Source organism: Cryobacterium sp. W22_MBD10_FK3, from assembly GCF_052113745.1.
GTDB lineage: Bacteria > Actinomycetota > Actinomycetes > Actinomycetales > Microbacteriaceae > Cryobacterium.
Genome location: NZ_JBGQOH010000003.1, coordinates 257,440 through 269,504, shown reverse-complemented (window position 1 = coordinate 269,504; position 12,065 = coordinate 257,440). Strand labels below are relative to the sequence as shown.

The 12,065-nt window shown below is 67.6% G+C and carries 10 protein-coding genes and 2 tRNA genes; 8 read left to right on the top strand and 4 right to left on the bottom strand.

The genetic code is table 11. The annotated features are described in order from the left end of the window. The first annotated feature begins 140 nt into the window (after positions 1 to 140). The 5 genes from ACEN2M_RS05860 to ACEN2M_RS05840 all read left to right on the top strand — a co-directional run bounded on the left by ACEN2M_RS05860 (position 141) and on the right by ACEN2M_RS05840 (position 4,834). The gene (locus tag ACEN2M_RS05860; RefSeq protein WP_441647190.1) at positions 141 to 1,766 is read left to right on the top strand and encodes an ABC transporter permease subunit; all 1,626 of its coding nucleotides are present in this window, start codon (positions 141 to 143) and stop codon (positions 1,764 to 1,766) included. Between the two features lies 1 nt (position 1,767). After that, entirely contained in the window at positions 1,768 to 2,682 is a 915-nt protein-coding gene (locus ACEN2M_RS05855) for a sugar ABC transporter permease (RefSeq protein ID WP_441647189.1), read from the top strand. Positions 2,683 to 2,690: 8 nt separating this feature from the next. Then, on the top strand, positions 2,691 to 4,604 hold the full coding sequence (locus ACEN2M_RS05850; protein ID WP_441647188.1) for a glycoside hydrolase family 13 protein: 1,914 nt from the start codon (positions 2,691 to 2,693) through the stop codon (positions 4,602 to 4,604). Between the two features lie 53 nt (positions 4,605 to 4,657). Beyond that, positions 4,658 to 4,729: transfer RNA gene (locus tag ACEN2M_RS05845), tRNA-Thr, on the top strand. A gap of 31 nt (positions 4,730 to 4,760) precedes the next feature. Continuing rightward, positions 4,761 to 4,834: transfer RNA gene (locus ACEN2M_RS05840), tRNA-Met, on the top strand. A gap of 76 nt (positions 4,835 to 4,910) precedes the next feature. Here ACEN2M_RS05840 and ACEN2M_RS05835 read toward each other — a convergent pair. The 4 genes from ACEN2M_RS05835 to ACEN2M_RS05820 all read right to left on the bottom strand — a co-directional run bounded on the left by ACEN2M_RS05835 (position 4,911) and on the right by ACEN2M_RS05820 (position 8,593). Further along, entirely contained in the window at positions 4,911 to 5,654 is a 744-nt protein-coding gene (locus ACEN2M_RS05835) for a hypothetical protein (protein WP_441647187.1), read from the bottom strand. 108 nt (positions 5,655 to 5,762) lie between these two features. After that, complete coding sequence (locus ACEN2M_RS05830) at positions 5,763 to 6,878, bottom strand: Gfo/Idh/MocA family protein (protein WP_441647186.1); 1,116 nt, start codon at positions 6,876 to 6,878, stop codon at positions 5,763 to 5,765. Beyond that, a complete protein-coding gene (locus ACEN2M_RS05825; RefSeq protein ID WP_441647185.1) occupies positions 6,836 to 7,549 on the bottom strand; it encodes a ThuA domain-containing protein in 714 nt (237 codons plus the stop codon). Before ACEN2M_RS05825 ends, ACEN2M_RS05830 begins: the two co-directional genes overlap by 43 nt. A gap of 42 nt (positions 7,550 to 7,591) precedes the next feature. After that, entirely contained in the window at positions 7,592 to 8,593 is a 1,002-nt protein-coding gene (locus ACEN2M_RS05820; RefSeq protein ID WP_441647184.1) for a LacI family DNA-binding transcriptional regulator, read from the bottom strand. A 245-nt stretch (positions 8,594 to 8,838) separates the two neighbouring features. On the opposite strand from ACEN2M_RS05820, the gene ACEN2M_RS05815 reads away from it, so the two are divergent. The 3 genes from ACEN2M_RS05815 to ACEN2M_RS05805 are packed head-to-tail and all read left to right on the top strand — an operon-like array spanning position 8,839 to position 12,002. Beyond that, positions 8,839 to 10,098, top strand: coding sequence for an ABC transporter substrate-binding protein (locus ACEN2M_RS05815; protein ID WP_441647202.1), 1,260 nt, complete (start codon positions 8,839 to 8,841; stop codon positions 10,096 to 10,098). Between the two features lie 9 nt (positions 10,099 to 10,107). Beyond that, positions 10,108 to 11,121, top strand: a complete 1,014-nt coding sequence (locus ACEN2M_RS05810; protein WP_441647183.1) for a carbohydrate ABC transporter permease — start codon at positions 10,108 to 10,110, stop codon at positions 11,119 to 11,121. Next, the gene (locus ACEN2M_RS05805) at positions 11,118 to 12,002 is read left to right on the top strand and encodes a carbohydrate ABC transporter permease (protein WP_441647182.1); all 885 of its coding nucleotides are present in this window, start codon (positions 11,118 to 11,120) and stop codon (positions 12,000 to 12,002) included. The genes ACEN2M_RS05810 and ACEN2M_RS05805 overlap by 4 nt, the downstream gene beginning before the upstream one ends. Positions 12,003 to 12,065 lie beyond the last annotated feature (63 nt).

The following is a 12,065-nucleotide window of genomic DNA, read 5'->3' as shown; positions in this document are numbered from 1 at the left end:
CCCCCCCCCCCCCCCCCCCCCCCCCCCCCCCCCCCCCCCCCCCCCCCCCCCCCCCCCCCCCCCCCCCCCCCCCCACCGCACCATCCGCAGCATCCGCACCACCGCACGCAACGCCGCCGGCAGGCAAAAGAGAGCAGACAATGATGACTACCCCCGGAACCGGGCCTGATCGGGCGCAGATCGTCGCCGCCAAGAAGCAGCGGCAGGCGGGCCGCATCGCGGAGGCCGCATCCGCCGGCATCAAGGTGCTGCTGGTCAAGGTTCTGCTGCTCGGCATCGTCGACGCCATCAGCGTCTACGCGCTCTTTGTGCTCTTCATCAAGCAGGACTGGCTGGTCTTCAGCCTGGTGGCGCTGGTCACCATCGTCGTCAATTGGGTCTACTTCCGGGTCAAGGGCCTGCCGGCCAAGTACCTCACCCCCGGCCTGATCTTCCTGATCATCTTCCAGATCTTCGTGGTCGGCTACTCCGGTTACATCGCCTTCACCAACTACGGCACCGGCCACAACAGCACCAAGGACGACGCGGTCAACTCGCTGATCCTCTCCGCGCAGGAGCGGGTGCCTGACTCGCCCAGCTACGCGCTCACAGTGCTCGAGCAGGCCGGCGCCTACAGCTTCCTGGTCACAGCCCCCGACGGCGAAATCAGCGTCGGCAACCCGGAGTCGCCGCTCACCGAGGTCAGCGACGCCGATACGGATGCCTCCGGCCAGGCCGTCGGCTTGGCCGGTTACACGACGCTCAACTTCGCCGACATCGTCACCAACCAGGAGGCCATCGCCGCCCTGGCCGTGCCCGTCTCCGACGACCCCAATGACGGCAGCCTCCGCACGCCCGACGGCTCCGCCGCCTACCTCTACCTCTCCGACCTTGTCTACGACGAGGCCGCCGGAACCATGACCGCCGCCAGCTCCGGCGTCGTCTACACCGAGGATCCCTCGCAGGGCTCGTTCATCGCCGACGACGGCAGCGAGCTGCAGCCCGGCTGGAAGGTGGAAGTGGGCCTGGCCAACTTCGCCAAGGCCTTCGGCACCGACTCCATCCGCGGCCCGCTGATCAGCGTGACCCTGTGGACCTTCGCGTTCGCGTTCCTCTCCGTGGCCACCACCTTCGCGCTCGGCCTCTTCCTGGCCATCGTGTTCAACGACATGCGGATGCGCGGCCGGAACGTGTACAGGGTCGTCATGATCCTGCCCTACGCCTTCCCCGCCTTCCTCTCCGCGCTGGTCTGGGCCGGCATGCTGAACCCGCAGTTCGGTTTCATCAACCAGGTGCTCTTCGGCGGGGCCGAGATCCCCTGGCTCACCCACGAGTGGCTGGCGAAGTTCAGCATCATCTTCGTCAACCTCTGGCTGGGCTTCCCCTACATGTTCCTGGTCTGCACCGGTGCGTTGCAGTCCATCCCCGATGAGCTGCAGGAAGCGGCCACGGTGGACGGCGCCAAGCCGTGGCAGGTGTTCAGGCTGATCAAGTTGCCGCTGCTGCTGGTCTCGGTCTCGCCGCTGTTGATCGCCTCGTTCGCGTTCAACTTCAACAACTTCAACCTGATCTACATGCTCACCAACGGCGGGCCGCGTGACGTCACGGCGGGGGTGAACGTCGGCGCCACCGACATCCTCATCTCGATGGTCTACAAGGTGGCCTTCGTGGGCGCCAACCGCGACTACGGCCTGGCCAGCGCGTTCTCCATCCTGATCTTCGTACTCGTGGCCCTCGTGTCGATCATCAGCTTCAGACAGACCAAGGCACTAGAGGAGTTGAACTGAGATGGCGACCACGACTATCGCAGCCCCAAGCGGCACGGATTACATCCCCGTGAAGCACCCGTTCAATTTCGGCCGCTGGTTCCGCGCCACCGGCTGGCGTCACCTGGTCGGCGCCGTCATGGTGATCTTCTCCGCCTTCCCGCTGCTCTACGTGCTCTCGGCCTCCCTGCACCCCGGCGGCACCCTGATCACCGCCAACGGCCTGTTCAGCCAGGTGGACATCGGCAGCTACATCACCCTGTTCAACTTGCCGCAACAGCCGTACGCGGCCTGGTACGGCAACACCCTGCTGATCGGCGGCATCACCTCGGCCGGCACCGTGTTCCTCGGTGCCCTGGCGGCGTACTCGTTCTCGCGGATGCGCTTCGTCGGCCGCCGCGCGGGCCTGCTGATGCTCGTGCTCGTGCAGATGTTCCCGCAGCTGCTCGCCGTCGTGGCGATCTTCCTGCTGCTCAACGGCATCTCCGACATCTTCCCGGCCATCGGGCTGGACACCCAGATCGGCCTGATCATGGTGTACCTCGGTGGCGCGCTCGGCGTGAACACCTACCTCATGTACGGCTTCTTCAACACGATCCCGGCCTCCATCGACGAGGCCGCCAAGCTCGACGGCGCCGGCCACGCCCGCATCTTCTTCACGATCATCCTGCGCCTGGTCGCGCCGATTCTCGCCGTTGTCGGCCTGCTGTCGTTCGTGGGCACCACCAATGAGTTCGTGATCGCCAGCATCGTGCTGATCACCCCGGAGAAGCAGACCCTGGCGGTGGGCCTCTACCAGTTCGTGTCACAGGAGTTCTCGAGCAACTACTCGGTGTTCGCCGCCGGCGCCGTGCTCGCGGCGCTGCCCGTGATGGCCCTGTTCCTCTGGTTGCAGAAGTACATCGTCGGCGGCCTCACGGCCGGATCGGTGAAGTAACCACACCGATGCCCGCGCTCCACCCGCTCCCGCACCACCTGCTCCCGCACCACGACGGCTCATCGCTGTACGTCTCCACCCAGGCGCCGAACCTCGGCGACACCGTCACGGTGCGGCTGCGCATCCCGCTCGCCTTCGGGGCCGTGGCCATGGTGCGCGTGCGCTCCAATCCCGACCAGGAGCCGCGTTTTCAGGATGCCCGGTCGCTCGGTTCGGATGCCGGGTATGCCTGGTGGGTGGCCGACGTGGTGGTGGAGAATCCGGTACACGGCTACAGGTTTCTGCTCAGCATGGCCGGCGGCGGCCACTGGTGGGTGAACGCCGGCGGACTGCACGACATCGAGACGCTCGACTCCGAGGACTTCAAGCTCGTCGCCCACCCGGCCCCGCCGGCCTGGGCCGCGTCCAGCGTGATGTACCAGGTCTTCCCAGACCGGTTCGCCCGCTCCAGCGCCGCCGCACACCGCGCCGCCCCGGACTGGGCCATGCCCGCCGAGTGGCACGACGACGTCGCCCAACTCCCGCCGGGCCGTTCGCACCAGTTCTACGGCGGCGACCTCGACGGCATCACGGAGCACCTCGACCACCTCGAACGCCTCGGCGTGAACCTGCTCTACCTCACCCCGGTGTTCCCCGGCCGCTCCAACCACCGCTATGACGCGGCCAGCTTCACCGAGGTCGACCCGCTGCTCGGCGGTGACGCGGCCCTCATCCGGCTCGTGGCGGCCGCGCACGCCCGCGGCTTCCGGGTGATCGGCGACCTCACGGCCAACCACTCCGGCGACGGCCACGAATGGTTCCAGGCCGCGCACCTGAATCCGGATGCCTCGGAGAGCGCCTTCTACTACTGGCTCGACCCCGAGCAACGCGACTACATGTCGTGGCTCGGGGTGCCGGCGCTGCCCAAATTCAACTGGACCTCAACCGAACTCCGCCGCCGGTTCATCGACGGCCCCGACTCGGTGGTGGCCAAGTGGCTCGAGGCGCCGTACCACCTGGACGGCTGGCGCATCGATGTGGCGAACATGACCGGGCGCCTCGGCGACGAGGACCTCAACGCCGAGGTGCGCCAGGCCATCCGGCGCACGATGATCGAGGTGAACCCCGACACCATCCTGCTGGGCGAGTTCACCAACGACGCCTCCGCCGACTTCCAGGGCGACGCCTGGCACGGCGCGATGACCTACGCCAACTTCACCCGGCCGCTCTGGTCCTGGCTCTGCCGGCCCGACCAGGTTCCGTCGTTCTTCGGGCTGCCGCTGGGCAGCATTCCGCGCCACTCCGGCGAACAAGTGCACCGGGCGCACACCCGGTTCGCCGCCGGGTTCCCGTGGCGCACCCGGCTGGCCACGATGAACGCGCTGGACACCCACGACACGGCCAGATTCCGCACCCACGCGGACGCCGAGGCGGTGCCCGTGGCCGTGGGACTCTCGGTGACCCTGCCGGGCATCCCGGTGGTGTTCGCCGGCGACGAGTTCGGCCTCACCGGCATCGACGGCGAGCACTCCCGCACGCCGATGCCCTGGGCCAGCGCCGCCGAACCCGAGGTGAACGCCACCATCGACCTGTACGCCACGCTGATCGGTCTGCGCCGCGCCCACGAGGCACTGAACACCGGTGGCATGCGCTGGCTGCACGTGGGCGAGGACGCCCTCGCCTACGTGCGCGAGACCGAAGACGAAACCGTGCTCCTGCTGGCCACGCGCGAGGCGGCGGATGTGGCGCTGCCGGCCTGGCTGCTACCCCTGGGCGGCACCGTCGGCGCTCTGCCGGCTCTCGTCGGAACCGCGGTCGCCACGGTGTCGGACGACGGGCTCCGGTTGGTGGCCGGTGCGGCCTCCTTCACCGCCTGGGCGCTTCCCGGGGTCACAATTGTGCCGGACGCCGCCGCTGTGTCACCGACACCTCTCGCGAGGTGATAATGTTTACCGGTTGCCAAAAGCACGGTTCAGCTTCAGAAGTTTGAGGTTTTGCCCCCTTAGCTCATTGGTAGAGCACTTCCTTGGTAAGGAAGAGGTAGTGGGTCCGATTCCCACAGGGGGCTCAGGCTTGAGAGCTAGGCTCTGAAGGTCTAAGGCGGGGTAGCTCAGTTGGTTAGAGCACACGGCTCATAATCGTGGTGTCGCGGGTTCAATTCCCGCTCCCGCTACACACAAAGGCCCTTTGATCAGGAATTCTTCCGATCACGGGGCCTTTTCTCTGTGACCGGTGTGTTTTGGACGACTTCAGGCGACGGGCACCTTCCGTGGAACCTTGGAAACGGCAAGTGCGCTGTCCATCACGACGCGCACGAGCACCTGGAGGTCGAGGCCGGCAGTCTTGGCCAGCTCGAGCATCTGCTGGATAGCGATACCGAACGACGTCGGCCAGAGCTGCGGGTCGGGAGCATAGCGTCGCAGCGAGCCGCTGAGGTTGGGCCACAGTGCGTCGGCGTACTCGAGAGGCGTGGACGGGACCCCCGTCCCTGGCGCGAAACGCGGCACCCCGAAGGTCGGCCCGCCCAACGACTTGGCGCTGTGCACGAAATACTCGCGCGCCTCGGGGATCGGCTCTCCTACGCTGCGCAGGTAGCCCACGATGAGCCCGAACACCGAGTACTGGAGCTCGGCAAGCTGCCGGTTGATCGCGTCGCCGGCAACGTAGGTGCCGCCGTCCTTGGTTCTGATTGTGTTCAGGGTCAGCCTGTTGAGTGTCGGATCGTTGCCTGACTGCCCGGAGATGCCGGCGATGAGGCACGCGCGCCCGGCGAGGCCGCCGAGAATCGTCGCGAGAAGCTCGACCTGCACCCCGCGCTCGTTCTTGACCATGGCGACAACGTTCTGAAAAATCTCCTCGCCCGCGATCTGCGCCCCGAGCAGCGGCTGCTCCGCGAGCTGCGATTGTATGTGGTGCATGAGCGCCTGGGTGCCGGGGCTTTCGAGCGGCTCCGCGGGCTGTTCCGGCGGGGGCGGCTTGCGTCTTCCAAACATGCTCTTCACGCTACCGACGCGCGTGCGCCGGGTCAGGTCCCACTGCGAGGGGTGCCACGGGCCGGGGCCGGTGGCAACGGTTCTTCATTTCCCGACGCGCCGAAGCGCTCAGACGATCGCTCCCAGCCAGGTGGTGCGAGGGGTCAGTGGCACCAGGGCCGGTCGGCCGGCGTCGGTGGTCGTGGAGACTCGGCGACCCTCCGTCGCCGCGGTTTGCAGGGAGGCCATGACGTCGAGCACGTGCAGCGCCAGGGATCCGTTGGCCCGCGCGCCGGCGGCGTCCGTGGGGCCGCACCCGATCAGGTCGAGGAGCCCGATGCCCCGCGAGCCGTCTTCGTAGCCCGCACTGGTGTGCACGGGGCGCCAGCCGTCGTCACCCGAGCCGCGCAGAGTCACCTGGCCGTCGAACCTGTTCGGGTCGGGAACGGCGAGTGAACCGTCGGTTCCGTGCACCTCCAGGGGCGACGCGGCCGTCGCCGCCGAGTCGAAGCTCATCGTGATGGTCGACAGCGCGCCGCCCTCGTGCTCGAGCACGCCGGTGACGTGGGTGTCCACGAAGACCGGGATCTGCTCACCGGATCGCGGCTGGGTGCGGATCACCCGGTGATCCTGGGGCCGGCTGGACGCGCCGGTCACCGAGCGGATGGGCCCGAGCAGGTGCACCAGCGCGGTGATGTAGTACGGGCCCATGTCGAACAGCGGGCCGCCGCCCTCGCGGTAGTAGAAGTCCGGATTCGGGTGCCAGAACTCGTGCCCGGCGGTGACCATCACGGCCGACGCGGCCACGGGGCGCCCGATCAGCCCGGCGTCGATGTGGGCGCGGGCGGTCTGGATACCGGTGCCGAGCACGGTGTCCGGCGCGGACCCAACCCGGACGCCCGCGCGCTCTGCCGCGTCGAGGATGAGGCGGCCGTCGGCGAGGTTCGCGGCGAGCGGCTTCTCGCCGTAGACCTGCTTGCCCTGGGCGATGGCGCCGAGCGCGATCTCGGCGTGGGCGGCCGGGGTGGTGAGGTTCAGCACGGTGTCGACGTCGTCGCTGGCGAGCAGGTCGGCCACCGAGAGTGCGCGTGCGCCCGGCAGCGAGGCCGCAACCGTTCGGGCCCGGTCGGCATCCAGGTCGGCCACGGCCGTGACGACGACGGCGTCGCTCGCAGTAAGCGTCTCGAGGTAGGCCGCGGAGATTACTCCGAGCCCGACGATTCCGATGCGGTGCGGGTTGCCCACAGCATTCCCCTTTCGATGATCGTGCGAACTGTCGGTTCCTGCAGGACCTCCGGGTTGTGCCCCGGCGTGGTGACGACGACCCGGCCCTGGCCCCAGCGCCGGGTCCACACCGCGGGCACGGTCACCGCCCGGTGCCAGGGCTGCCCCCGGCGGGCCGGATGCGTCGTGGTCGCGAGCACGTCGCACAGGGCGTCGGTGAGCACCCAGTATTGCTCCGTGGTGAGACCGAAGTCCGCCAGGCCTTTCGTGATGGGATGCGTGCGGCCCTGGTCGCTGATCGACACCGTGTAGTCGAGGTAGTTGTCCTCTTCAGTCCCCACCAACTCGGCGGGTTCCTTGGCGGGATGCGTCACGAACTGACCGCCCACCAGCTGCAGGTAGTCGGAGCAGGCCCGGTAGGAGTCCGCGATGCCGCCGTGCCAGCCGGTGAGGCCGGTGCCGGCGGCGACCGCCGCGCGGAGTCCCGCCACCTGGTCCGCGGTGATCTCGCTCATCGTGACGCACTGCACGATGAGGTCGGTCTCGGCCATCACCGCGGCATCCGCGTAGATCGCCGGCGACCCTTCGATCTGCACCTCGTACCCGTACGCCGCGAGGAACGGGACGAACAGGTCGGTGCTCTCCACGGGTCGATGGCCGTCCCAGCCGCCGCGCACAATCAGTGCTCTCATGCCTACCTCCTCGTAGCCGTGCCGTCGTGTCGGTTGAAAGGGTCAGCTCCGGGGCGGACCTGTGGTCGCCCGGCGCACCAGCCCGGTGGGCAGCCTGATGTGGTTCTGCGGCAGCGTCTCGCCGTTCAGCAGGGCAACGAGCATCCCCGCGGCGGTGGCGCCGAGCTTCTTCATGGGCTGACGGATGGTGGTGAGCGCGGGGTTCATCTGCGACGCCTCCGGGATGTCGTCGAAGCCGATCACGGAGAGATCGGCGGGCACGTCGAGGCCGAGCTCCGCGGCGACCTGGATGATGGCGATCGCCGAGAGGTCGTTCGCGGCGAACACCGCCGTCGGCCGGTCCGTCATCGACAGCAGCGACGCGGCCGGGGCCTTCGCCGTCTCGCGCTTGTACAGGCCGACCCGCACCAGGGCGGGGTTGAACTGGATGCCGGCATCCGCCAGGGCCTGCCGGTAGCCGGCCTCGCGGAGGGTGGCGCTGCGCAGGTCGGGCCGGCCGGCCAGGAACCCGATCCGGCGGTGACCGAGCTCGATCAGGTAGCGGGTGGCCTGCAACGCCCCGCCGAAGCTGTCCGATTCCACCGTGGGGAGGTCGGCGCGGCCGGTGTGCGGGTCGATGGCCACGACGGGGATCTCCGCCGAGGTGGTGTCGACGGTGGGGGTCACCATGATCGCCCCGTCGATCAGCGTGCCGCTCAGCCGGCTCAGCGACCGGCGCTCCCAACCGTTGGTCTCCCGCTGCCGAGACCCGCTGTAGGCGAGCAGGTCATAGCGGGAATCCGCCAGTGCGACGCCGACGCCCTTGAGGATCTCGGCGCTGAACGGCTCGAAATCGGCCACCAGAATGCCGATGACGCTGGTGCGGCGTGACCGCATGCTGCTGGCCACCAGACTGGATTCGTAGCCCAGCTGCTGCACCACGTCGAGCACCCTGGCCGTCGTCGCCGCCGAGATACCGTAGCGGCCGTTGACCGCCTTGGAGACCGTCGCCACCGACACGCCGGCCGCGGCGGCGACGTCGTGGATGGTGGCACGGGGGGTCATGGGTTCAGCATAGGCGAGATGGAAACTGATTTCGAAAACGTTTGACACTTCTTTTTTCCGCTGTGACACTGAGGCAATCCGGAACCCGCAGGGCAGCCCCGTCGGTGTCCGGACCGAACAGCAGCCCGTCAGGGCGCGGCTTCACACCAAGACCATCGACGACCGATGGTGTCCCTCAATGAAGAGAAAAGGTTGAACCAATGAAGGTGAACCACACCACGGCGAAGAGAATCTTCGCGGGAACGATGGTCTTGGGCCTCAGCGCCCTGGGCCTGACCGCCTGTAGCAGCGAATCGGGCGACGCGTCCTCCGGGGGCGACGTCACGATGAGCCTCTGGCAGAACTCCACCACGGGCCCCGGCCAGGAATTCTGGGACAAGACGGTGGCCGACTTCGAGGCCGCCAACCCCGGCGTCACCATCGACGCGCAGGCCATCCAGAACGAAGACCTGGACGGCAAGCTGCAGACCGCCCTCAACTCCGGTGACGCACCCGACATCTTCCTGCAGCGCGGCGGCGGCAAGATGGCCGCGATGGTCGCGGCCGGGCAGCTGATGGACCTCACCGGGGGCATCTCCGACCAGGTGAAAAAGGAGATTCCGGAGGGCTCGTTCATCGCGAACACCCTCGAAGACAAGGTCTACGCCATGCCGGTGGCCGTGCTTCCCGGTGGCCTGTTCTACAGCCAGGACCTCTTCGACGCCGCGGGCATCACCGAGGCTCCGGCCACGATCGGTGACCTCGAGACGGCCGTCGACAAGCTCAAGGCATCCGGGGTGGCCCCGATCGCCCTCGGCGCCAAGGACGCCTGGCCCGCAGCGCACTGGTTCTACTTCTTCGCCCTGCGCGAATGCAGCCCCGACGTGCTCGCCGAGGCGGCAGACACCAAGGACTTCTCCGATGACTGCTGGATCCGTGCCGGCGAAGACCTGCAGGGCTTCGCCGACACCGAGCCCTTCAACCAGGGCTTCCTCACCACCGCCGCCCAGCAGGGCGCCGGCAGCTCAGCGGGCCTGGTGGCCAACCACCAGGCGGGCATGGAGCTCATGGGCGCCTGGAACCCGGGCGTGATCGCCTCCCTGACCCCCGACGAGAAGCCGCTGGCCGACCTGGCCTGGTTCCCGTTCCCCGAGATCGACGGTGGCGACGGCAAGCCCGGCTCGATCCTCGGCGGCGTGGATGGTTACTCCTGCTCGGTCGACGCTCCCAAGGAATGCGTCGACTTCCTCAACTACATCGGCAGCGCCGATGTGCAGAAGGAGTACTACGCAGCGTTCAACGCCCCGCCCGTGAACACCGTGGCGCAGGAAGCCGTGACCGAGCCCTACCTCAAGCAGATCATCGAGGCCTACAACGCGGCCCCGTACGTCTCGCAGTGGCTGGACACCGTGTACGGCCAGAACGTCGGGAACGCCCTGAACGTGGGTGTGGTCGACCTGCTGGCCGGCAAGGGCAGCCCCGAGCTGCTCATCCAGGCGGTCAATGACGCGGCCAAGAAGGCCTAGGCACCCGTCATGACAGTTCGCGAGAATACTTCGACGCGATTAGAGGTGGATCTCGCGAACGGCGGGGACGCGGGCATCACGCCCGCGGCCCCGCCCGTGCGGCGCCGCCGTCGCAGTTCGGTGGGAGCCAGAGTCGAGATCGCGGTTCTGGTCGGGCCGGCGCTGATCGTCTTCCTCGGCTTCGTGATCTTCCCCGTCGTGATGGCGGCGTACTACGGCTTCTTCAGTTGGCAGGGTTACGGTCCGCCCACCGACTTCGTCGGCTTCCGCAACTACATCACGATCATCCAGGACCCCACCTTCCAAGAGGCGCTGACCCACAACGGCATCATCGTGGTGCTCTCGCTCGTGCTCCAGGGGCCGGTCGCGATCCTCCTTGCCCTGCTCCTGAACCGCAAACTGCGCGGGCAGTCCCTCATCCGGGTGCTCATCTTCGTGCCCTACGTGATCTCCGAAGTCGTGGTCGGCACCGGCTGGAGCCTGATGCTGCAGTCCAACGGCGCGGTGAACGGGCTCCTGGAGAAGGTCGGCCTGGGCGGATTCACCCAGGACTGGCTGTCGAACCCCGACATCGCCATCTGGACGTTGATGGTAATCATCACCTGGAAGTACGTCGGGTTCGCCGTGATCCTCTTCCTCGCCGGGCTCCAGGGCATCCCCGAGGAGCTGCCGGAAGCCGCCGCCATCGACGGCGCCACGTTCTGGCAGATCCAGCGCCACATCACGCTGCCGCTGCTGGCGCCCACGCTGCGCATCTGGGCGTTCCTGTCGATCATCGGCGCCCTGCAGCTCTTCGACCTCGTCTACATCATCTGGGGGCAGTACATCTCCTCCACCGCCGGAACGTCGACCATGGCGACGTATCTTGTCGCCAACGGCCGCAACGCCGGCAACTACGGCTACGGAAACGCCGTGGCCGTCGTGCTCTTCCTGATCTCCCTCGTGGTCGCGCTGATCTACCAGCGCTACGTGCTGAGCCGGGACACCGAGGGCGCAATCACTGGAAAGGGGAAGAGCACATGACCGCGCTCACGACGCCCGCTGTGGCGCTGCCGCCGGCCAATCCGCCGGCCCCGATCAAGACGAGCAGGCGGTGGGGCACTCCCGTCGCCTACGTCGTCGCCGTCGTGGTGATCGGCCTGATGCTCGCCCCGGTGCTGTTCATCATCATCGGCGGATTCCGCACCAACGCGCAGATCACCACCGACCCGTCCGGCCTGCCGAGCGTGTGGAACATCGGCAACTACCTCGACGTGCTCACGGGCGGCACCTTCTGGCGGCTGGTGGGCAACTCGCTCATCGCGGGGCTGGCCACCACCGTCGGCGTGGTGCTGCTCGGCCTGATGGCCAGCTACGTGCTCGCCCGGTATTCGTTCCGGGGCCGCGGCATCCTCTACGCCATGTTCGCCGCCGGTCTGATGTTCCCGATGACGGTGGCCATCACCCCGCTCTACCTGGTGGTGAAGAGCCTGGGCCTGATGAACTCGTTGGGCGGCGTCATCCTGCCGCAGATCGCGTTCGCGTTGCCGACGACGATCATCATCCTGGTGCCGTTCCTCAAGGCCATCCCCGATGAGATCCAGGAGGCCGCCTTCATCGACGGCTGCAGCCGGCTCGGCTTCTTCTGGCGGATGATCGTGCCGCTGGCCATGCCCGGCGTCATCACTGTGGGCATCCTGGCCTTCATCGCCAGCTGGAACAGCTACCTGCTGCCGCTGTTCATCCTGAACAACGACGCCGTGTTCACGCTGCCGCTCGGTGTGCAGTCCTTCGCATCGCAGTACTCGGTGGATACTGCGAAGGTTTTGGCCTTCACCTCGCTGTCCATGATTCCCGCACTGGTGTTCTTCGCCCTGTTCGAACGCCGCATCGTCGGCGGGCTGACCGGTGCGGTCAAGGGTTGATCGGCCGCTAGCCGTGCGCAGCCTGATTCGTCGACGTTGAAGAAGTAGAGAGAGATCGTTGTG

Bases quoted from the DNA above. Each gene is read 5' to 3' on its own strand.
- ACEN2M_RS05855 (WP_441647189.1), top strand. From the start codon at position 1,768: ATGGCGACCACGACTATCGCAGCCCCAAGCGGCACGGATTACATCCCC.
- ACEN2M_RS05835 (WP_441647187.1), bottom strand. From the start codon at position 5,654: ATGTTTGGAAGACGCAAGCCGCCCCCGCCGGAACAGCCCGCGGAGCCG.
- ACEN2M_RS05850 (WP_441647188.1), top strand. From the start codon at position 2,691: ATGCCCGCGCTCCACCCGCTCCCGCACCACCTGCTCCCGCACCACGAC.
- ACEN2M_RS05820 (WP_441647184.1), bottom strand. From the start codon at position 8,593: ATGACCCCCCGTGCCACCATCCACGACGTCGCCGCCGCGGCCGGCGTG.
- ACEN2M_RS05815 (WP_441647202.1), top strand. From the start codon at position 8,839: ATGGTCTTGGGCCTCAGCGCCCTGGGCCTGACCGCCTGTAGCAGCGAA.
- ACEN2M_RS05860 (WP_441647190.1), top strand. From the start codon at position 141: ATGATGACTACCCCCGGAACCGGGCCTGATCGGGCGCAGATCGTCGCC.
- ACEN2M_RS05825 (WP_441647185.1), bottom strand. From the start codon at position 7,549: ATGAGAGCACTGATTGTGCGCGGCGGCTGGGACGGCCATCGACCCGTG.
- ACEN2M_RS05810 (WP_441647183.1), top strand. From the start codon at position 10,108: ATGACAGTTCGCGAGAATACTTCGACGCGATTAGAGGTGGATCTCGCG.
- ACEN2M_RS05805 (WP_441647182.1), top strand. From the start codon at position 11,118: ATGACCGCGCTCACGACGCCCGCTGTGGCGCTGCCGCCGGCCAATCCG.